Here is a 19,051-nt window from a genome sequence, read left to right on the forward strand (position 1 = left end):
CCCGTCACCACGTGCCCACGTAGGTGATCGCGTCGTCCCACGCCTCGCCGACGGCGTCCGCCGCCTGGCCCGCCGCGCCGCTCACCGCGTCGACGGCCGCGCCGCCGTATTCGCCGACGGTGTCCGCGATCTTCGGCAGATCGATGTCGATCTTCGCGCCGATCCCGGCACCGAGGCCGAGCGCGACACCCGCCTTGAAGTTGACCTTGATATGCCCGGCGTCGTAGACGGCTTGGCCGTCGAGCTGCGCACCGAGTCCATATTGGAGGGTTCCGCTCGCGCCGACGCCGACGCCGGCCACGTCCGCCGCGACTTCGCCTTCGATCTTGCCGCCGACGAAGGCGTTGGCGTGCACACCGACCCCGTGCGCGCCCGCCTGCAGCGATCCGTTCACCTCACCGCCGACGAACGCGGTTCCCTTGGCGCTGCCCGAAGCGACGCCCCACTCGCCCTTGCGTTCGAGTTCTTCCTTGAAGGCGGCCAGTTCCGCGTGCCCGGACGCCTTGACGTCCCAGCCCTGCGAGGAGATCTTGGCGTCCCAACCCGGGGTGAAGCCGTCCTGCTCCTGCTTCCACTTGGCGTAGGTGATCTCGGTGTTGCCCCAGGCCTTGTCGCGCAGGCCTTCCGGCTTCGGCCTGCCGAACGGGGTGTCACCCGCGCGCGGGGCGCGCGTGCCTTCGAGACCGTCCCAGGTGAGCTTCTTCCAGCCCGAGTTGCCGAACCATGAAGGATGCGAGCGCGGACGTTTGCGGCCGTCGAGGGCTTCACCGTTGAGCCAGTACAACGGGCCGCGGCCCCATTTGCCGAGCTCGTGCTCGATCCGGCCGGCGCCCTCCGGCGGGAACAGCAGCGCGAGTTCTTCGCTCAGCTCGTCGGCGATCTCCTGCGCCGCCTGCGCGGCACGCTCACCGAGTTGCCGGGCGGCGGAGATGAACGCGTTGACCGCGTTCGCGTTCGCCGTCCGCGCCTGGCTGATGAGCTGCGCGGCGTACTGGTCGAACTGGGCGAGGATCGAGTCCACACAGGACTTCGCACCCTGCAGGGCCTGCGCGCCCGCCCGCAGCCGGCTCGACTGGTCGCTCAGTTTCGCGCCGAGCTCCCCGAGTTCCTGGCTCAGTTTCGCGGCGGAGGTGGAGAACGCCGTGTAGGCGTCGCCCTCCCAAGACGCGTTGAGCGCCTTCGCCGCCTTGCCGATCTCGTCCGCCCGGCCCGAAACCGTCGACGCTCGATCGCCGCACCGCTGGCCCGCCGCGGTCAGCGCCGAAGGATCACCGGTGACCCGCCGCTGGTATTCGACCACGAGCCGCCGGTAATTCGACAGGATCGAACTGACGACGCCCGACGCGTCGACCACACCGCTCCCCCACACGGCTACCTGCCCTTCGCCGGTGAGTCAGCTCCCGCATCGATATCGATGTGCTGCTCGAAGTGCTTGCCGCCGTAGTTCATGTCGATGTCGATATCGATGTCCTGCCCACCCGGCGCCTGCACGGTGGACTTCCCGGTGCTCAGGTCGGTGGTGATGGTGACCGTGTTCCCGTTGCCCGCGCTGGGCAGCGCTCCACCGGTGGATCCGGAACCCGCACCGCCACCCGAGGGTCTGTCCACCGGGATCCAGGCGTCGGCGCCGCCGGGCCAGTTGCCCTGGGAGCCGTTCCCGCCCAGCGCGGGCGGCCGGTACTGGGTGAACGGTGGCGTCTCGCCCGGCGTCGAACCACCGCCCGCACCGCCACCGGAACCGCCGATGGCGGCCTGTCCCGAACCGCTGGCGACCGAGCCCGGCGCCTGCGGGTTGGTGACCGGGGTGCCCGAGACCGCCGAGTTGCCCGCCGCGCCGTTGTCACCGGCGTCGTTGTGCCCGAACAGTTTCTGGACCTCGCCGATGATGGTGGCGATCTGGGTGATCTGGTTGGCGAGGTCGACCACGCCGAGCGCCTTCAGCAGCGCGCCGATCGCGGTGATGAACGCGCGCAGCGAAGCACTGGTGGCGGTGGAAAGCGCGACGGCGGCGCCGTAGGTCCACGGATTCGACATCAGGCCCGCGACCGTCGGGTTCACCGCCGAGACCACCGCCTTGTAGGCGGTCTGCGCGGTCTTGATCAGCGTCCCGGCGATGCCGAGCAGTTCGGCGCCCTTCTGCACGACCTGGATGATCTTGGTCAGCGAGTTCAGGGAGTCGGTGATCTTCTTCAACGCGGAATCCGACGCGGCGCCGGACCAGATCTTGCCCAGCTGCTCGGCGGCCTTCGTCACCTCGTTGTACATGGTGAGGAACTCGTTGGCCTTCTTGAGCACTTCGAGGACGTGTTTCGCGATCTGCTCCGGCTGACCGGTGAGGATCTGCGGCAGGATCGTGATCGGTCCGCCCGAGGACGCCGTGGCGTCCATCGCGCTGGAATTGGGGTAAGTCAGCATGGTCGCTCCTCAGGCCGGAAGTCAGACGGAAGCCGGGCGGTAGACACTGACCTTCGCCAGGCCGTTGATGTCCGCGTCGACGATTCCGTGGTTGTAGAGCAGCCCGCCCTCTCCGGCGATGGCGATGATCGGCTTGCTGTCGGAGAACAGGAGCGGTTCGACCACGACGACGTCGCCGCTGTGCACCCCGCCCGGCACGTCGCCGAAGTTGCGCGCCGTACCGGCGTAGACCTCGATGACCCCGACCCGCGCCTGGTTGTCGGCGTCACCGGCCAGCCAGTCGTTGAAATCCGAGACGCCGTGGAACCGCGTGTCGGTGATCGGGTGGTCGCCGAGCTGCCCCAGCCGCGCGTCCCCCAGGTAGCGCAGCACGTTGCCGACCGACGACGGCTCGCCCTCGCCGCCGGCGCTGTCGTTGATGGCCAGCGTCGCCAGTTCGGAGGCGTGCGAGTTGCCCCAGATCGACGACGACGTCGATCCCGCGCCGCCGCCCGGACGGCCGCCGTATCCGCCCGCGACCGCCTCGTCGGCGGCCTGGTAGGCGTCGGCACTGCTCTTGATGAAGCCGTTGATCTGCTGCAGCAGTTGCAGGAGCGTCCGGACCGCGACCACCTGCTGGCTCTGCATGGCCGTGTTGGCCGCCGCCACCGCGCTGCCGAACGTGGCGAACGACATCGGCTGGAGGACGGTGCGTTCGAGGTCGGCGACGACGTTGATGCCCTGCATGATGATGCCGCCCAGGTTCCCGACCGCCGAGCGCATGGCCTCGGGCTCCGCCCGGTACTCGCCCGTGCCGACCATGGCTCTCCTTACTCTCTTCCCCCACGTCTGCGTTGACCAGCAGCGTAAGTTCGCCACCAGACGTGAGCGGACGGCAAAAGTACCCACCAAGAGGGCGGCACGAGTGGCCAGAATGATCGGCAGGATTACCCACAAGCGGCCAGAAAGACCCTGATGAGCGCCACTCGCGACCGCCTGCCGGCCCTGGGCGAGCAGCCCGGTGAAATCGTCCTGCAGTCCCCGCCGATGCTGCCGAAGGGCTCCTCCGGCGGAGCCATGCAGTTGCTGATGTTCATGCCGATGATGCTGGGCATGGGAGCCATGTCGTTCGTCTACATCGGACGCGACGGTGGCGTGATGACGTACATCTTCGGCGCGTTGTTCCTCACCGCGATGGTGGGCATGGTCGTGATGTCGCTCGGCCGCGGCGGCGCACAGAAGAAGGCTCAGATCAACGAGGAACGCCGGGACTACCAGCGGTATCTGACCGGTTTGCGCGGCCAGGTCCGGGATATCGCGGACAACCAGCGAGCGGCGATGGCGGCGCTGCAACCCGACCCGGCGGATCTGTGGGCCTACGTCGAGACGGGCAGGCTGTGGGATCGCCGCCGGTCCGACGCCCAGTTCGGGCAGGTGCGGATCGGAACAGGGCCGCAGCGGCTGGCGACACCGTTGAAGGCGCCGCAGACCGTCCCGCTGGAAGACCTCGATCCGGTGTGTTCGACGAACCTCAAGCACTTCATCCGCACCTATTCGACGGTCGACGGGCTCCCGGTCGCGGTCTCGCTGCGGTCGTTCGCGCAGGTCGTCCTGTCCGGCCGCCGCCCGGACACGCTCGGGACCGCGCGGGCGCTGCTGACCCAGCTGGCGACGTTCCACTCGCCCGGCGATCTGCGGATCGCGTTGTGTGTCAAGGACGACCGGCTGCACGACTGGGAATGGGCGAAGTGGCTGCCGCACGTCGCCTCCACCGCCGCCGACGCCGCCGGTCCGCGGCGGCTCGTCGACGCTGGCTCCGGGAAGCTCGCCGACCTGCTCGGCCCCGACCTCGGCGACCGGCCCGCGTTCACCCGGCGGCCGGACGCCCGGCTGGACCTGCCCCAGATCGTCGTGATCGTGGACGGCGGGCACACCCACGGCGACACGCGGCTCGTCGCCGAGGAGGGCAGGCTCGGTGTCACCGTGATCGAGATCGGCGCGGAGCAGCCGCGGTCGGTCTCGTCGGAACGGCTGCTGAGCCTGCACATGAGCCCGGAGCAGCTCGGGATGGTCGTCGGTGACGGTACGGAGCAACGGCTCGGTTTCCTCGGCAAGCCGGACACCTTGGACCGCGGCGCCGCCGAAGCGCTGTCCCGGATGCTGACGCCGCTGTTCCAGGGCACGGCGGTGGTCAGTGAGGCGCCGATGTCGGCGACGTTCGGACTGGCCGGGCTGCTCGGTATCGGCGATCCGCGCGACACCGACACCGAGGTCACCTGGGCGCCGCGGTCCGCGCGGGACCGGCTGCGCATCCCGCTGGGCGTGAACCCCGAAGGCAGGCCGGTCGAACTCGACCTGAAGGAATCGGCCGAAGGCGGGATGGGGCCACACGGGCTGGTCATCGGCGCGACCGGATCCGGCAAGAGCGAGCTGCTGCGGACGCTGGTCACCGCGCTCGCCGTGACGCATTCGTCGGAGAAGCTGAACCTCGCGCTGATCGACTTCAAGGGTGGTGCGACGTTCGCCGGGATGACCGGGCTGCCGCACACCTGCGCCGTCATCACCAACCTTTCCGACGATCTCGCGCTGGTCGACCGCATGGCGGACGCGCTGAACGGCGAACTGCTGCGGCGTCAGGAACTCCTGCACGCGGCCGGGAACTACGCGTCCGTGCGGGACTACGAGAAGGCCAGGGAATCGGGCGCCAACCTGCGGCCGTTGCCGTCCTTGCTGGTGATCATCGACGAATTCAGCGAGCTGCTGTCCTCGCGGCCGGAGTTCATCGACCTGTTCGTCGCGATCGGGCGGCTGGGGCGGAGTCTCGGGATCCACCTGCTGCTGGCCTCGCAGCGGCTGGAGGAGGGACGGCTGCGCGGGCTGGATTCGCACCTGTCCTACCGGATCGGCCTGCGGACGTTCTCCGCGTCGGAGAGCCGCGCGGTGCTCGGTGTCGCCGACGCCTACCAGCTGCCGCCCGTGCCGGGTTCGGCGTATCTGAAGTCCGACAACGACACCCTCATCCGGCTCAAGGCCGCGTACGTCTCGGGGGAACTGCCGCCGCGCAGCAAGATCGTGCGCAAGGACGGGCAGAGTCTCGGGCTGATGCCGTTCACACTGGCACCGGTCGAGATCCCGGTGACCGTCGAGGCCGAGGCGCCGGTCGAAAAGGGCACCGGCGAGACCATCATCGGCGCGATGATCTCGCGGATCGAAGGCAAAGGCCCGGAAGCGCACCAGATCTGGCTTCCGCCGCTGGCCGAACCGCCGACGCTGGACCAGCTGCTGCCTCCGCTCGGCGAAGACCCGGTGCGCGGCTTGTGCCCGCTGGGCTGGGGTGGCAACGGCAAGCTGATGATCCCGGTCGCCCTGGTGGACAAGCCCTTCGAACAGCGGCGCGACATGCTGTGGGCCGATTTCTCCGGTGCCGCCGGGCACGCGCTGATCGTCGGGGCGCCACAGAGCGGCAAGAGCACGCTGATGCGCGACATCGCCGCGATGCTCGCGCTCACCCACACGCCGGAAGAGGTCCAGCTGTTCGTGCTGGACATGGGCGGTGGCGCGCTGGCGCCGATCGCCGGGCTGCCCCACGTGTCCGGCTACGCGACCCGGCGCGACGCCCAGCGCTGCCGCCGGGTGGTGGCGGAACTGACGACCCTGCTCGAACAGCGCGAGGAGTTCTTCTCCGCCAACGGGATCGAGTCGATCACGGCGTTCCGCCAGCGGCGTTCGGAGTTCCGGGAGAGCACGGAAGGCCGCGAGTTCGGCGACGTCTTCCTGTTCGTGGACAACTGGACCACGATCCGCCAGGAATACGAACAGCTGGAGGAACAGATCACCAGCCTGGCCTCGCGCGGGCTCGGTTTCGGCATCCACGTCGTCGTCTCGATCAACCAGTGGATGGGCATGCGGGCGACGCTGCGCGACGCCATCGGCACCAAGTTCGAACTGCGGCTCGGTGAACCGGCGGACTCGCTCATCGACCGCAAGATCGCGCAGAACGTCCCGGCGGACCGGCCGGGCCGAGGGCTGACCGCCGACAAGCTGCACTTCCTCGCGGCGCTCCCGCGTATCGACTCAGACCAGCGCCCGGACACCGTCGGCGCCGGTGGCCTGGACCTGAACCGCCGGATTTCCGCCGCCTGGAAGGGGAATCCCGCGCCCGCCGTCCGTCTGCTGCCCGCCGAAGTGCCGCTGGACTCGCTGGAAGCCGGTCCGCGCAAGCAGGTCACGCTCGGTATCGCGGAATCGAATCTGCGGCCGGTGCACCTCGACTTCGCCACCGAACCGCATTTCCTGGCCTTCGGTGACGTGGAATCCGGCAAGAGCTCGCTCCTTCGCGCCATCGCGCAAGGCATCGTGTCGAAGTATTCGGCGGAAGAAGCCGCGATCGTCGTCGCCGACTATCGGCGGGGGATGCTGGGCGCGGTGCCGGATTCGCATCTGCTCGGCTACGCGGGTTCCGAAACCGTGCTGACCGGGCTGATCGACCAATGCCAGCAGGCCATGCGGAACCGGCTCCCCGGCGCGGACGTCACGCCGGACCAGCTGCGGAACCGGTCGTGGTGGCGAGGGCCGGAGCTGTTCGTGCTCGTCGACGACTACGAAATGGTCGCGACCGTCGGCCGGAACCCGTTGCAGCCGCTGCTGGAATTCCTGCCACAGGCGCGGGACATCGGGCTCCACCTCGTCATCGCGCGCGGGAGCGGCGGTGCCGGGCGTTCCCTGTTCGAACCTGTGCTGCAACGGATCCGGGAGCTGGGCTCCCCTGGCCTCGTGATGTCCGGGTCGCGGGACGAAGGGGCACTGCTCGGGGACGTGAAGCCCGGGCCTCAGCCCGCGGGACGGGGCGTGCTGGTGTCGCGGCGGCATGGGACCGGGCTCGTTCAGGTTGCCTGGACGAAGCCTGTGGAGGACTAGGCACTGGATCTGTCCGCTGTTCAGGCCGCCGTGGCGGCACAGGCCGAGCGCGTCACGCCGGGCATCGACAACATGAGCGCGTACCTGGCGAGTCAGGTGAGAGAACGTACTCACCGTGAGGTGCTGGGACCGCTGCTGCCGGCGTCCGGAACCAGCGGGGTGATCCCGATACGCCGGAAATGGCCTTCAGCGTCACGAAAAGCGTCGTATCGATCGTCGCCGGGATCGCCTTCGACCGCGGGCTGATCCCCGACCCGCACCGGCCCATGGCGGACACCGTCGACCTGCCGGAGTTGGCCGGGACCTCGGTCACCTGGCATCACCTGTTGCAGCAGACCAGCGAATGGGACGGCGAACTCTGGGGTAAACCGGCCCGGCTGGACGGCCCTCACCGAGAAGGCACGCCGGGCTCGGCCTGGGAGTACAACGACGTTCGCGCCAACCTTCTTTGCCCTGCCCTCACTCACCTTTTCGGCCGAGCGTTGCCTTCGGTGCTGGAGGAACACGTCCTCGGCCCGCTCGGCGCGTCCGATACGTGGTCCTGGCACGGCTACCGGAACTCGCTGACCACCATCGACGGCGAGACCGTCCCGGTGGTCAGCGGTGGCGCCCACTGGGGAGGCGGGCTCTGGATCTCCGCCGCCGACCTCTCCCTGCTCGGGCTGCTCTTTCTCCACAACGGGTTGCTCAGCAAGAGCTGGATCGAGCGCAGTTGGACGCCCTGTCCCCGGAACCCCGACTATGGCTATCTCTGGTGGCTCAACGGGTTCCCGTCCGCGCCGCCGACCGGCCGGTTCGCGCGTGGCAGCGCGGATCAGCACTTGTTGTGGATCGATCCCGATCGTGATCTCGTGATCGTTTCCCGGTGGGGCAGGGCGTCGAGGAACTGGTTCGCGCTGTTTCGGATGCTGTTCCTGTTGTGAGGTGACCTTCGGTCGATCGGTAGCTCCGGCGCATATCTCCTCGCGAACACGCGCAGTACTCCAAATCGGGCTCGCCGACCCGGAATAACGTCGGCCATGTCCAGCCAGACATCTTTTGACTAGCCCACTCTCACTACCGGATCACACCACATTTGCCTTACCCCCAAGAGAATCTCGCGCAATTTCCGCGAAGCCATCGATTCAGTAGCGGTCGAACTTATGTTCGAGTATGATCTTGGTCATGACCACGTCTTTTGTTTTCAATCCGATGGCTGCTCGTTTGCTGGATGCCGCGTATAGCGAGGAGGTTGTGCTTCGTCGTGCGCAGGGGCGGCAGGTGCGTTCGATAGCGGGGTTCGCTGGGGTGGGTGGTTCGCGAAGATCGGTGACCGAGGAGGTCGCGTTGGCTTTCTCGGTCTCTCGTAATCAGGCGTATCTGCTGGTCGAAACGTCGTGTGCGTTAGTGGCGCGGTTGCCGGCCACGTTGGCGGCGTTGGAGAACGGTGATATCGATCTGTACAAGGCGTCGAAGGTGTCCCAGCTGACCCGTGAAGTCTCCGATGAGGTCGCCGCCCGGGTGGATGCGTGGATGGCCACGCGTTTGGCCGGGCGTGATCCGGGGGCGATCCGGAAATCGGTGGATCACGCAGTGCAGAAGTTCGATCCCGGCGGCTACCGGGAACGCGCCGCGGCCAAACGCGCGTTACGGCATGTGTCGCTGGAGCACGAGGACGAGACCATGTCGAAGCTGTCCGGTTGGCTGCCCGCCGAAGTGGCGAGTTCGATTTACGCGTCGCTCAGCCACGCGGCCAAGAAACGCCGCAAGGCCGACATGTCCCGGACGTTGGATCAGCACCGGGCGGACGTCTTCGCCGAACGGCTGCTCGCCGAAGACGGCCACGGCACACCGCGGGCACACGTCCACGTCTATGTCGACTTACTGACCCTGACCGGCGCCCGCGAAGACCCCGCCACCCTCGCCGGCTACGGCCCCGTTCCCGGCTGGCTCACCCGCGAGATCGCCGCCGACCCCGCCTCCACCTGGTCCCGGCTGATCACCGACCCCGCCACCGGGCAACTCCTCGAAGCCAGCCCCGGCACCTACCGATCCCCCGCCTCACTCGCCCGCCTCATCAAAGCCCGCGACCGCGAATGCACCCACCCCGGCTGCCACCGCCCGGCGGAGTTCTCCGAAATCGACCACATCACCACCTGGGCCCGCCACGGCAACACCGACCACCACAACTGCCACGCCGCCTGCAAGATCCACAACCTCCTCAAAGAAGAACCCGGCTGGACCACCGAACCCACCGGCAACGGCGGCATGACCATCACCACCCCCACCGGCCGCACCTACACCGCAACCCCGGAGCCACTCCACGACCCACGACCGGAGGACGACACCCCACCCTTCTGAAGCGTGGCGCCAGACTTCGACGAAGGCACTCTTGAGGCGCCTTCGTGGATGGGGCATGCCCTGTCAACTCTGTCCACTTTGGAGCCACGAGCAAGACAGGCCGTCAAGATGCGTCGCGCTGGCACTGCGCCCTTCCTCGGCCTCGGTCGACGCCACGGCAGATCACCGCCAGTCCACCTGCCGTAAGCAGGCCGTCGGCTCCTCCGGCGCAGGACACCGCGTCGATCGACCCGTGTTCGCTCGTCAGCCCGGCGGACCTGGCGTCCTACGGGACCTTCAAACCGCCGACGAGCGAAAACGCGGGCGGAGCCCGGCTCTGCACGCTGAACAAAGAAGCGGCGACACGCTCGGAGACCCTCTCGATCGCCGCCTCGCCCCAGGGAAAATCACCCGATCCGTGCGGCGATCTCCCGCGCACAGACCAAGGCTTCATTCACCCCAGTGTCCACTTCGAAGTCGTAAACCACGCCTCGATGCACGATTTCGGCCTGCGTCTCCGCCATCCCCGTGACCCGATCCCCCCGCGCCATCTCCCGCCCGGCGGCCACGACGCCGGCACACCGGACCCCGACCCACAGCACGTCGAGCCCGTCCAGCGCGTCACGCCACCGCTGCTGCGACGCGGCCCCACCGAGGAACGCGTCGTCGATGATGACCCGGGCCCCGGCCCGGACCATCGCCGCGACACCGACCATCCATGCGTTCTCGAGCCGCCGGAAACCGGATCCGACATTCACCGCACCGTCCGCCGCGAAGTCGATCCCGTCGTCCACAGTGGACGGCATGGCGTCGATCAGGGTGTCCACGCCGAGGGTGAGCCAGGGATCCGGCAACACCGCTTGCAGGCACCTGGCGATTCCCGACTTACCCGAACTGGAGCCGCCGTTCAGCACGATCACTGTCGTCACGCGAACACCCTAGACGCCGGCCCGCGAATCCGGATACAACGGACGTCCACGGCAAAAGGCGGCATCCACCCAATTATGGAATTCACACAGGACGGACAACCGACTTCGGTAGGTTACAAAAATCCTTACCGCGTCCTAACTTGGTGAAACCGTTTCAACTCGACACGGAATCCCCGACGCAGGCTGAAGGGCTTATTCATGCGTATGTCCAAGATCGTCGCCACGGTGGCCGGTGCCGCCGCGGCGCTGACCCTCGCCGCCACCCCCGCCGCGAACGCGAGCCAGGACATCATCGGCGGCGGCACCGTGAGTTCCGCGCCGTGGGGCGCCCAGATCTATTGGGACGACGCCACCGCGTTCGGCGGTTTCAACTGCTCCGGCACGATCATCGCCCCGCAGTGGGTCCTCACCGCGAAGCACTGCCTCAACGAGCCCGGCATGCACGTCAAGGTCGGCGACGTCAACCTGAACCAGGGCACCGAGGCCGACGTCGACCAGCAGAAGGCCGCCCCGAGCGGCGACGTCGCGCTGCTGCACCTCACGACCGCGGTCAGCACGACGTACATGAAGCTCGGCACCGCGAACCCGGCCAACGGCACCACGAACCAGATCTACGGCTGGGGCCGGACCCAGGGCAACAACCCGCCGTCGAGTGTCCTGAAGACCGCGAACGTGCGCATCACCGGAACCAGCAGCGACGCGTACGGCGGCCAGGCCATCGCCAGTGTCGGCGTCAACGGTTCGGCCTGGCACGGCGATTCGGGCGGCCCGCAGCTCGCGAACGGCGTCCAGGTCGGTGTCTGCTCGACCGGCAGCAACTCCGGCACGAACCCGCAGGGCACCCAGAACTACGCCAGCGTCGCGGCGAGCCGCGACTGGATCCGCACCACCGCAGGAGTCTGAGCCGACGGGAAAGGGCCGTCCGGGAACGAGCAGCCCTTTCCCTGCCCGAAACCCGGATGGCTCAGGCGCACTTCGCCTTCGGGTCGATCATCGACACCGAGCCGACCTTCTCCCCGTTGACGGTGAACTCGTAGACCCGGTCCGGCTTCCCGTCGACAGGCGCCTGGAACCGGCCGTTGTCGCCGGCCTTCAATCCCTTGGCGTCGTAGGCCGCCTTGAGTTCCGCCAGCGACGAACCGGCCCCGATCCCTTCCGCCGTCTTCGCGTCCGGAGGAGCGGCGAGTTCACGCAGCCCGTCCTTGCCGAACGAGGCACCACCGGCGGCCACGAAGGCCTTGTCGCGTTCCTCCCGCTTGCCCGCCAGATCGGCGGACGCCTGAGCGGCGTCGGCGAACAACCGGGTGTCCGCGGCTGACTTCTCCGCCGCTTTGGCGCTCTCCTCCGCGGAGGCACCCGGCTTCGGCTCCGGATCGGCCTGGAGTTCGTCGGCCTTCTTGTTCAGCTCCTTGGCCTTGGTCTCGGCGTCGGTCTCCGCCTTCATCCGCGCCGGGTCGGGTGCCGGACCGCCGGTGTAGGAGAAATCGGCACACCCGTCCAAAGTGGACGTCGGCGCCGTGGCGAGCTTCCCGCCTGCCAACGCGGCGTCCTTGGCCATCCCCAAGGCCAGCCCGCGATAGCCGGCCGGGCCGAAGGACTCCGGTGCCGCCGGAGCGCCCGCGCCGGGCGAAGCCGACGAACAAGCCGTCCCGCCGATCACCACCGCCGCGGCGGTGAACACCACGCCCGAAATCCGCCTGATCGTACGTGTTCTGTACACGCATACCCCCTTCATCACCAGAAAACTAGCCGATCACGAAGGAAGTCCCGAGTGGATTTCGCGAGTGGTCACGTCAAGTGATGCATCGGCCGCGAAGCCCGAAGCGAAAGTGCCGAACCGGCGGCCACGACGGCGATGATTCCCGCACCCGCGACCAGCGTCCAGAAATCAGGGTGCACGATGGACTGTCCTCGCTGAGCCTGCCAGGTGAGCAGCACGAGCACCCCCGCGAAGCCCGCCGAAGCGGTCCGCACCAGATTCCGCCGCACGAATTCCGATTCGAGCACCGGATACCGCCGGGCGAGCTTGAGCAGCCCGAAGGCGACCAGTGGCAGCACCTGGATCGCGTGGATGCCGAAGAAGTGCGGGATCCGCATGTCCCCGCCCACGGTGCTCCATCCCAGCACCGGCAATCCCGGGCCGCCGTCGGGTACACCGACCGCGTGGGCGCCGAGGATCGACGGCCGTTCGCCGGCGCGGAACTGGGCCATTTGCTGCTCGTTCGGCCCGAACATCAGCAACGCGACCCCGATTCCGGCGACCGACAATGCGGCACCCGCGCGTAACGCGGAGTTCATCGCCCGGTCGGGAAGACGTTGGAACAGCAGGAGAAGCGCGATGGCCGCCGTCGCTCCCCAGCCGGTGAAGGCGCCGTTCGCGACCATGTTGTTGATCCACTGGTCGGCGGGTGTCTCCCGGTTGAAGTGGAGTGTCCGGCCGCGGATGGCGATCTGCCAGAACAGCAACGCCATGTCCAGGCCGAGCCCGGCGGCGAACACCGTCCCGAGCCACCAGCCGAGCCGCTTACCCCGGGTCAGCTGCCCGATCAGCCAGGCCAGCGTCACCGCGTAGAGTCCCACGGAAATCGTGAACTTGAGCGGTTTGAGCCAAATGGGCGCGTTGACGAGGCTGCGGTCGTCGAAAACGAGACCGCCGAGCGCGATGACCCCGAGTACCGCCATCGCCGCCGCCAAGATCATCAACGGTCGATGCAGAACAACCCTGGTTCCCCTGTCCACCATGGGATCGAGCGTGCCGGGAAGCTCCGATCCGGACACTGGAGCGCTCCCCCTGATCGGGGGTGGGGAAGGCCCTACCACCGACCTGTGGGTAATAGTGCCGTCAGTGCGACCGGCAGTTGTGCCGTTTGACCGCACTCACCTCTTTTCTAGCGTGTCCTTCACAAGAGCAGACAGGGCGTCCCCTGGTGCTCACCGGGATTTCCAGCGAGATGAGAGGAGGTGGCCCATCAATGACCGGTACGGGATATCAGGCAGACGCAGCTGCGATGGCGCGCGCCGTCCAGGGGTTCGAGGAGACCGCGTCGAACGCCAAGACCACGATGGCCAGCTTGGAGAGCGAGCTGACCCAGACCCTGCACAACTACAAGGGTGACCAGGCGATCGCGTTCTGGGACCTGCAGCGTCGTCTGCAGGAGAAGATGACCATCGCCGTGAACGAGCTCAACACGATGTCGCGCCTCGTGCACGAGAGCAACCGGAACTACAACTCGGGTGACGAGCAGGTCCGGGAAAGCCTCACCGGGGTCAGCGGAGTCGTCGACCAGACCGTGATCCACCGGCTGAACCCCTGATCCGCGAGAGGACCACCAATCATGGCTGACGTCGTCGAAATCAACTTCGCCGCGCTGCAGCACAGCTCGGCCTCGCTGGCCGCCAAGGCCAAGGCGCTCACGTCCCAGCTCGAACAGCTGCACACGAACCTGCAGCCGATCACCCAGACCTGGTACGCCTCCGGCAGCTCCGCCGGTGAGGCCGCCCGTGCGTCTGAAACCCGCCTGCGCCAGGCCACCGCGGACATCGTGGCGATCATCGCGCAGTTCGGTGGCAAGGTCGGCGACGCCCACGATCTCCAGCACAGCCTGGAGAACCGTAACCAGGGCCTGTTCGCCGGCTGATCCCCATCCGTCGGCCGGCCGGTGCTTTCACCCCCCTCGGCACCGGCCGGCCGGCTTTGCGCGTAGTCGTCCCCCTTGTCGGCGTGGCCGTTCACGAGAGAGCCGGGATCAATGCAAGACCAGTCGTACTACGTCCATCTGGAATCACTGAAGGACTTCGTGCGGGAACTGGAGACCCAGATCCACGCGATGTCCAAGCCGAACGACTTCCTGCTGACCCTCGGCGAGCAGCCGCTGCTGTTCGGCGAGTTCGGGGAGGCGGGCTCACTCAACAAGGCGCACCAGGCGGCCGTCGCCGAGATGCAGGGCCTGCTGGACCAGGTCAAGGGCGCGATCACCTTCGCGCAGGACGTCACGACGACCGTCGCCGACGGCTACGCGGCGGCGGACGACTCGGTGGCGGGCGACATGCACCACTCGAGCCAGCAGACCGGGCTGCTCGATCCGTTGCTCAACGTCCTCGGGGGCGTGCTGGGCGGTAACAGCGGCTCGAACGGCGGGGGGAACAAGGGATGACCGAGACCGCGCACACGAACTTCGCCGCGTACTCGCACCAGCAGCTCTACGCGATGCTGCAGGCGGGCGACCCCAACACGGCGCGTCACGCGGCCCACAAATGGCAGTCCACCGGCACCGGGCTGTTCGAACAGGCCGAGAACCTGACCGGCGAGCTGAAGGACTTCTCCGGCAACTGGACCGGTGGCGCCGCCGACAAGTACCACACGATGATCAGCGACCTCGTCGGCGGAATCCGCAAGGTCGCCCAGACCGCGCACGCGATGAACAACCTCCTCGAGGACGCGGCGGACGCGCTGGTGAAGGCCAAGAAGGAGATGCCGCCGCCGGTCGCGGTGCCCGACGTCTCCCCCGCCGACCTCGCGCTGGCCGTCAATCCTCCGCTCCTGCCCCCGGATTCGTCGCCGTCGACGATCATCAGCGCCGCCCAGCAGCGGCAGCAGGCCATCGCGAACGTCGAAGCGCAGCAGCAGGCCGCGGGCGCGGCCAGCGCGGCGCACAGCAAGGCGATCGTGGTGATGACCCAGCTCGCGGGTGAGTACTCCTCCGTGGAGGAGTCCATTCCGGCCTCGCCGAACGCCGTCACCCCGCCGCCGGTCACCGGTGGCGGCACCGCCCCGGGTGGCTCGGTCGGCAACAACATCGGCGGAACGCCCGGCGTCGGGCTGGTTCCCGGCGACAACACACACCCGCTGCCCTCGGACGGCTCCACGCCGCCCACCACCGGGCAGCCGGGTCAGGTCCCCAAGTCGAATCCGCTGTTCGGCGACATGTTCACCGCCGGTCTCGCCGCGGCCTCGGCCGCCGCGTTCGGCCGGTTCGGTTCGATCATGCCGCGGGTGCCCCCGTGGGCCGGCGGCAAGAACGACGGCAAGGACAAGAACGGCGAACCCGCGGGCGGAGGCGCCGGTGCGGCGGGCGCGACCGCGGGCGGCGCCGGCGGCGGCATCCCGATCGGCGGTGGCGGAGCGCCGTCGCTGGACGGCGGCGCGATCGGCGCGGGCGGCGGCGGAGTCTCCGGCCCCGGTGAGGTCCCGGCCGCGTTCTCCGGCCTGGCAGGCGACGGCGGCTCGGGCAGCGCGATGAGCGGCCTGGCGGGCGGAGCGGCCGGTGCCGCGGGCGCGGCGGCGGCCAAGGGCGCGATGCCGATGATGCCCATGATGCCGATGGGCATGGGCGCCGGCGGCGACATGGGTTCCGGACGGCGTATCCCGCCGTGGCTCGTGGAGACCGAGAACGTCTGGGGTCAGTCGTCCCCGGTCGCTCCCGCCGTGCTCGGCGAAGAACCCGAACAGTACTGATTTTTCCCGAACAGGAGAGGCGGCTCGGTGATGGCATCCAGTGCGGGCGGTTACCGAGTCGCCCCCGCCAGGCTCGAAGCGGCGGCGGCCGAACTCGAACAGCGCGCCGGTGTGCTCAAGACCGCGCAGACCGCGCTGGCGGGTGAGAACGTCCCGGCCACCGCGTTCGGCCAGGTTTCGGCTTCCAGCGCGGCTTCGGCGACGTACACCAAGACGATCAAGGACGTCGCCGGCAAACTCGACGGCCAGATCACCAAGGCGACGGTGATCCACCAAGGCCTCACCTCAGCGGGTGGCGGCTACCGGCGCACCGACGTCCAGATCGCCGCCGCGTACCGGTCGCTGATGCCGGAGAACCCGTTGCCCAAGGCCGGGAATCCGTCCGGCGTCGGCGGCGCGGCCGACACCGGCTCGTGGGCCACCGCGATCGCCGAAAACCGCACGAAGGTCACCGACGCGCTGACCGCCGAACGCGAACGGCTCGCGAACCTCCTCGCACACGGCGGAAAAGCCGACGACATCGCGAGCGCCCGCACCCGGATCGCGCTGTACGAGGACATCCTCGCCAACGACCGGCAGATCCTGCGGTTCGACCCGTCTGGCAACGGGCGCATCGTCGAACTGGTCGGCCGCATCGAGCCGGGCACGCGCAACGTCGGGTTGTTCGTCCCCGGCGTCAACACCTCGTTCGACAACTTCCAGAGCTACGCCGACCTCGGCAAGAGCCTGGTCGCCGCGGACGCCACCGGACGGACCGCGATGGTGGTCTGGGCCGACGGAGTCTTCCCGCAGAACGTCGTCACCGAAGGGCCGGCCGCGCACTACGCGCAGACGATGGCGCCCGATCTCAAGGCGTTCGGCGACGAACTGCGCGGCCAGATCGACAGCCACGCCGGGCCGGGCGTCGTGGTCACGGCGGTCGGGCACAGCTACGGCGGCGCGACCGTGGGGCTCGCCGAGCAGCTCGGGCTCAGGGCCGACCAGGTGCTGCACGTCGAGTCCGCGGGGATGGGACACGGGATCTGGAGCCCGGACGACCTCCCGGCCAGCCAGGCCGGTGTGCAGCGGTACTCCATGACGGCCCCCTTCGACCCGATCGTGGTGGCACAGGGCAACGCGGGGCTCTTCGAATGGCTCGGCGCCGGGCACGGAGCGGACCCCGACCGCTTCCCCGGCGTCGTCGAACTGGAAACCGGCCGCGACGCGAACGGCGATCTGCAGTGGGGCTTCGAGTCCCACAGCGGTGTGCTCAAGCCGGGTTCCGATTCGTGGAACAACATCTACGGTGTGATCACGGGCGGAGCGGTCACGCACGAGGGCTTCACCGGTGGCTCGCTGCGCGAGATGGTCATCGAAGGCGTCGGACGAGGCTTGTGAGGGGTTGGTCATGATCACCAGGAACACCGAGCTCGACCCGCTGGCCGAGGACCTGACGGCGGTCATCGACGGTGTCGCGGGCACCTTCGGCTCCGCCGCGGAGCGCACCGTGGAAGGCGAGCTGGATTGCGACCCGACCCAGCCGGGCCGGTTGCTCTGCTGGCAGTACGGCCTCCGGGTGGACGACGCGACCGACGCGATCCGCAAACTCGTCGACGTCGTCCTGCCGATGCTGGAAAGCCAGGGCTGGCGCTCACGCGACCGCAGCAACCCGCGTGAGCTGATCGCGCAGTTCAGCCGCGACGGCGCCGACTTCAACGTGCACGTCTCCCGTGCCGGCGACGGCGTGGCCATCGTGGGCTCGACGGCCTGCGTATCCGTCCCCTAAACCCCAGGGGTCGCGAAAAGACCTCGTGAGTGGCGGCGGTGTCCCCCAGTACACCGCTGCCGCTCACGAGGCACGGAATCGCGAAGGTTTCCAACCCCGGCGCCTGCCCCGCCGGACCGCGGCCACCACCACGCCCGCCGCGATGGCCGCGGCCACCCCGGAAATGGCGAGCACACCGGAAACCTTGTCCGCGTTGGCCCGCGCGGGCGCGGCGGCGGGGACGACGAAGGTGTCCGGGCCGGTACTCGGCGGCCCTCCCGGACCGGGTGTGCCGGCCGGGATCGAGGCGGAAACGGCGGCGTAGGCGTCTATCGCGCCCCAGCCCCGCCGGGGATCGTGCCCGCCGCTCGGGCCGCGGTGCGCGGTCAGCGTCAGCCGCGTGACGACCTGCTCCGGCGACAGCCCCGGATGATACGCGCGCACGAGCGCGGCGACACCCGCGACATGCGCGGCGGCCAGGCTCGGGTCGCTCACCGGCCACCGGTGCGCCACCGTCCCACCCGCGCCCGCGGACGTGCTGACCAGTTCGGCGCCGGGTGCGGAGATCCCCACGTAGGAACCGGCTTCCGTCTGCACCGCCTCACCGGCCTGGTTGGTCGATCCCACGGCGAGCACGCCGGGTGTCGCGGTCGGGTAGGAAGTCTGGCCCTGTTGCGACCCCGCGGCGGGCGAGACGATCAGCGCGCCCTTCTCCCTGGCACGCGATACGGCACCGGCCAGCGCGGGGCTGTCGGAAGCGGCCGGGACGGCGATCAGAATGATCCCGGCGCCGCGGTTCAGCGCGGTTTCGATGGCGGACGCGAGCTGCCCGGGGTCACCGCCGCCGTTCACCTGGGTGTAGCGGATCGGCAGGATCTTGGCGCCGGGCGCGATACCGGTGAACGTGGTGGACGGATCCGGTTGCGCGCCGACGATCCCGGCGGCGATGGTGCCCCGGCCGTCGCAGTCGTCGGCCTGGGTGCCCTGGCCGCCGAGGAGCTGACCGGGCGCGAACTGCCCGTTGCCGCCGTCGACCCCGGTGCCGATCACCGCGACCAGCTGGCCGGTGCCGCGGGACAGCGGCCAGATCCGCACGGGATCGATCAGCCGCTGTCCCCACGGGACCGCCGCGGTGTAGGTGCCCGTCGGGTTCGCGCATTGTTCGGCGACCGCCGTCGACGGGACTCCGATGCCGAGCGATGCCATGAAAGCCACGCATCCCGCGACGGCACTTTTACCGGCAAAGCCCACCATTCCTCCAGAATTCCCTTGTCACACAAGGGAATTCTAGTG

At 68.8% G+C, this 19,051-nt stretch carries 17 protein-coding genes; 10 read left to right on the forward strand and 7 right to left on the reverse strand.

Annotated features, from left to right (window positions below):
- Window positions 1-4: 4 nt before the first annotated feature.
- Genes AC0685_RS21770 through AC0685_RS21780 form a run of 3 tightly spaced genes read right to left on the reverse strand, consistent with a single transcriptional unit; the run spans window position 5 to window position 3,216 of the window.
- A complete protein-coding gene (locus AC0685_RS21770) occupies window positions 5-1,354 on the reverse strand; it encodes a WXG100 family type VII secretion target (RefSeq protein ID WP_478227219.1) in 1,350 nt (449 codons plus the stop codon).
- Between the two features lie 17 nt (window positions 1,355-1,371).
- A complete protein-coding gene (locus AC0685_RS21775) occupies window positions 1,372-2,415 on the reverse strand; it encodes a hypothetical protein (RefSeq protein WP_478227220.1) in 1,044 nt (347 codons plus the stop codon).
- Window positions 2,416-2,436: 21 nt separating this feature from the next.
- A complete protein-coding gene (locus tag AC0685_RS21780; RefSeq protein WP_340687526.1) occupies window positions 2,437-3,216 on the reverse strand; it encodes a WXG100 family type VII secretion target in 780 nt (259 codons plus the stop codon).
- Between the two features lie 153 nt (window positions 3,217-3,369).
- Here AC0685_RS21780 and eccCa point away from each other — a divergent pair, with 153 nt between their 5' ends.
- The 3 genes from eccCa to AC0685_RS21795 all read left to right on the forward strand — a co-directional run bounded on the left by eccCa (window position 3,370) and on the right by AC0685_RS21795 (window position 9,651).
- Window positions 3,370-7,311 (forward strand): type VII secretion protein EccCa, encoded by a 3,942-nt coding sequence (eccCa, locus tag AC0685_RS21785; protein WP_478227221.1) that lies wholly within the window; start codon window positions 3,370-3,372, stop codon window positions 7,309-7,311.
- Between the two features lie 179 nt (window positions 7,312-7,490).
- Window positions 7,491-8,234, forward strand: a complete 744-nt coding sequence (locus AC0685_RS21790) for a serine hydrolase domain-containing protein (protein ID WP_478227222.1) — start codon at window positions 7,491-7,493, stop codon at window positions 8,232-8,234.
- A 385-nt stretch (window positions 8,235-8,619) separates the two neighbouring features.
- The gene (locus AC0685_RS21795; protein ID WP_478227287.1) at window positions 8,620-9,651 is read left to right on the forward strand and encodes an HNH endonuclease signature motif containing protein; all 1,032 of its coding nucleotides are present in this window, start codon (window positions 8,620-8,622) and stop codon (window positions 9,649-9,651) included.
- Between the two features lie 386 nt (window positions 9,652-10,037).
- Here AC0685_RS21795 and cpt read toward each other — a convergent pair whose 3' ends face one another.
- Window positions 10,038-10,559 (reverse strand): chloramphenicol phosphotransferase CPT, encoded by a 522-nt coding sequence (gene cpt / locus AC0685_RS21800; protein ID WP_478227223.1) that lies wholly within the window; start codon window positions 10,557-10,559, stop codon window positions 10,038-10,040.
- Between the two features lie 204 nt (window positions 10,560-10,763).
- Between cpt and AC0685_RS21805 the strand changes: the two genes are divergently transcribed.
- Window positions 10,764-11,462, forward strand: a complete 699-nt coding sequence (locus tag AC0685_RS21805) for a S1 family peptidase (protein WP_478227288.1) — start codon at window positions 10,764-10,766, stop codon at window positions 11,460-11,462.
- 61 nt (window positions 11,463-11,523) lie between these two features.
- Here AC0685_RS21805 and AC0685_RS21810 read toward each other — a convergent pair whose 3' ends face one another.
- Both AC0685_RS21810 and AC0685_RS21815 read right to left on the reverse strand, forming a co-directional pair.
- On the reverse strand, window positions 11,524-12,279 hold the full coding sequence (locus AC0685_RS21810) for a hypothetical protein (protein WP_478227224.1): 756 nt from the start codon (window positions 12,277-12,279) through the stop codon (window positions 11,524-11,526).
- Window positions 12,280-12,347: 68 nt separating this feature from the next.
- Window positions 12,348-13,301: a hypothetical protein gene (locus AC0685_RS21815; RefSeq protein ID WP_478227289.1), complete on the reverse strand. Its 954-nt coding sequence runs from the start codon at window positions 13,299-13,301 to the stop codon at window positions 12,348-12,350.
- A 230-nt stretch (window positions 13,302-13,531) separates the two neighbouring features.
- Here AC0685_RS21815 and AC0685_RS21820 point away from each other — a divergent pair, with 230 nt between their 5' ends.
- The 6 genes from AC0685_RS21820 to AC0685_RS21845 all read left to right on the forward strand — a co-directional run bounded on the left by AC0685_RS21820 (window position 13,532) and on the right by AC0685_RS21845 (window position 17,779).
- A complete protein-coding gene (locus tag AC0685_RS21820) occupies window positions 13,532-13,873 on the forward strand; it encodes a WXG100 family type VII secretion target (protein WP_125684394.1) in 342 nt (113 codons plus the stop codon).
- Between the two features lie 21 nt (window positions 13,874-13,894).
- Window positions 13,895-14,197, forward strand: coding sequence for a hypothetical protein (locus AC0685_RS21825; RefSeq protein WP_005155348.1), 303 nt, complete (start codon window positions 13,895-13,897; stop codon window positions 14,195-14,197).
- Window positions 14,198-14,308: 111 nt separating this feature from the next.
- A complete protein-coding gene (locus AC0685_RS21830; protein ID WP_125684396.1) occupies window positions 14,309-14,713 on the forward strand; it encodes a hypothetical protein in 405 nt (134 codons plus the stop codon).
- The gene (locus AC0685_RS21835; protein ID WP_478227225.1) at window positions 14,710-16,014 is read left to right on the forward strand and encodes a WXG100 family type VII secretion target; all 1,305 of its coding nucleotides are present in this window, start codon (window positions 14,710-14,712) and stop codon (window positions 16,012-16,014) included. Before AC0685_RS21830 ends, AC0685_RS21835 begins: the two co-directional genes overlap by 4 nt.
- Before the next feature lie 30 nt (window positions 16,015-16,044).
- Complete coding sequence (locus AC0685_RS21840) at window positions 16,045-17,391, forward strand: alpha/beta hydrolase (protein ID WP_478227290.1); 1,347 nt, start codon at window positions 16,045-16,047, stop codon at window positions 17,389-17,391.
- Between the two features lie 10 nt (window positions 17,392-17,401).
- Window positions 17,402-17,779, forward strand: a complete 378-nt coding sequence (locus AC0685_RS21845) for a hypothetical protein (protein ID WP_478227226.1) — start codon at window positions 17,402-17,404, stop codon at window positions 17,777-17,779.
- 63 nt (window positions 17,780-17,842) lie between these two features.
- Here AC0685_RS21845 and AC0685_RS21850 read toward each other — a convergent pair whose 3' ends face one another.
- Window positions 17,843-19,012 (reverse strand): S8 family serine peptidase, encoded by a 1,170-nt coding sequence (locus AC0685_RS21850; protein WP_478227227.1) that lies wholly within the window; start codon window positions 19,010-19,012, stop codon window positions 17,843-17,845.
- Window positions 19,013-19,051: the final 39 nt, after the last annotated feature.

Source organism: Amycolatopsis sp. NPDC043889, assembly GCF_056435645.1.

Coding starts and splice junctions, on each gene's coding strand:
- AC0685_RS21775 (WP_478227220.1), bottom strand. CDS start 2,415: ATGCTGACTTACCCCAATTCCAGCGCGATGGACGCCACGGCGTCCTCG.
- AC0685_RS21780 (WP_340687526.1), bottom strand. CDS start 3,216: ATGGTCGGCACGGGCGAGTACCGGGCGGAGCCCGAGGCCATGCGCTCG.
- eccCa (WP_478227221.1), top strand. CDS start 3,370: ATGAGCGCCACTCGCGACCGCCTGCCGGCCCTGGGCGAGCAGCCCGGT.
- AC0685_RS21790 (WP_478227222.1), top strand. CDS start 7,491: ATGGCCTTCAGCGTCACGAAAAGCGTCGTATCGATCGTCGCCGGGATC.
- AC0685_RS21805 (WP_478227288.1), top strand. CDS start 10,764: ATGTCCAAGATCGTCGCCACGGTGGCCGGTGCCGCCGCGGCGCTGACC.
- AC0685_RS21815 (WP_478227289.1), bottom strand. CDS start 13,301: ATGGTGGACAGGGGAACCAGGGTTGTTCTGCATCGACCGTTGATGATC.
- AC0685_RS21820 (WP_125684394.1), top strand. CDS start 13,532: ATGACCGGTACGGGATATCAGGCAGACGCAGCTGCGATGGCGCGCGCC.
- AC0685_RS21825 (WP_005155348.1), top strand. CDS start 13,895: ATGGCTGACGTCGTCGAAATCAACTTCGCCGCGCTGCAGCACAGCTCG.
- AC0685_RS21830 (WP_125684396.1), top strand. CDS start 14,309: ATGCAAGACCAGTCGTACTACGTCCATCTGGAATCACTGAAGGACTTC.
- AC0685_RS21835 (WP_478227225.1), top strand. CDS start 14,710: ATGACCGAGACCGCGCACACGAACTTCGCCGCGTACTCGCACCAGCAG.
- AC0685_RS21840 (WP_478227290.1), top strand. CDS start 16,045: ATGGCATCCAGTGCGGGCGGTTACCGAGTCGCCCCCGCCAGGCTCGAA.
- AC0685_RS21845 (WP_478227226.1), top strand. CDS start 17,402: ATGATCACCAGGAACACCGAGCTCGACCCGCTGGCCGAGGACCTGACG.
- AC0685_RS21850 (WP_478227227.1), bottom strand. CDS start 19,012: ATGGTGGGCTTTGCCGGTAAAAGTGCCGTCGCGGGATGCGTGGCTTTC.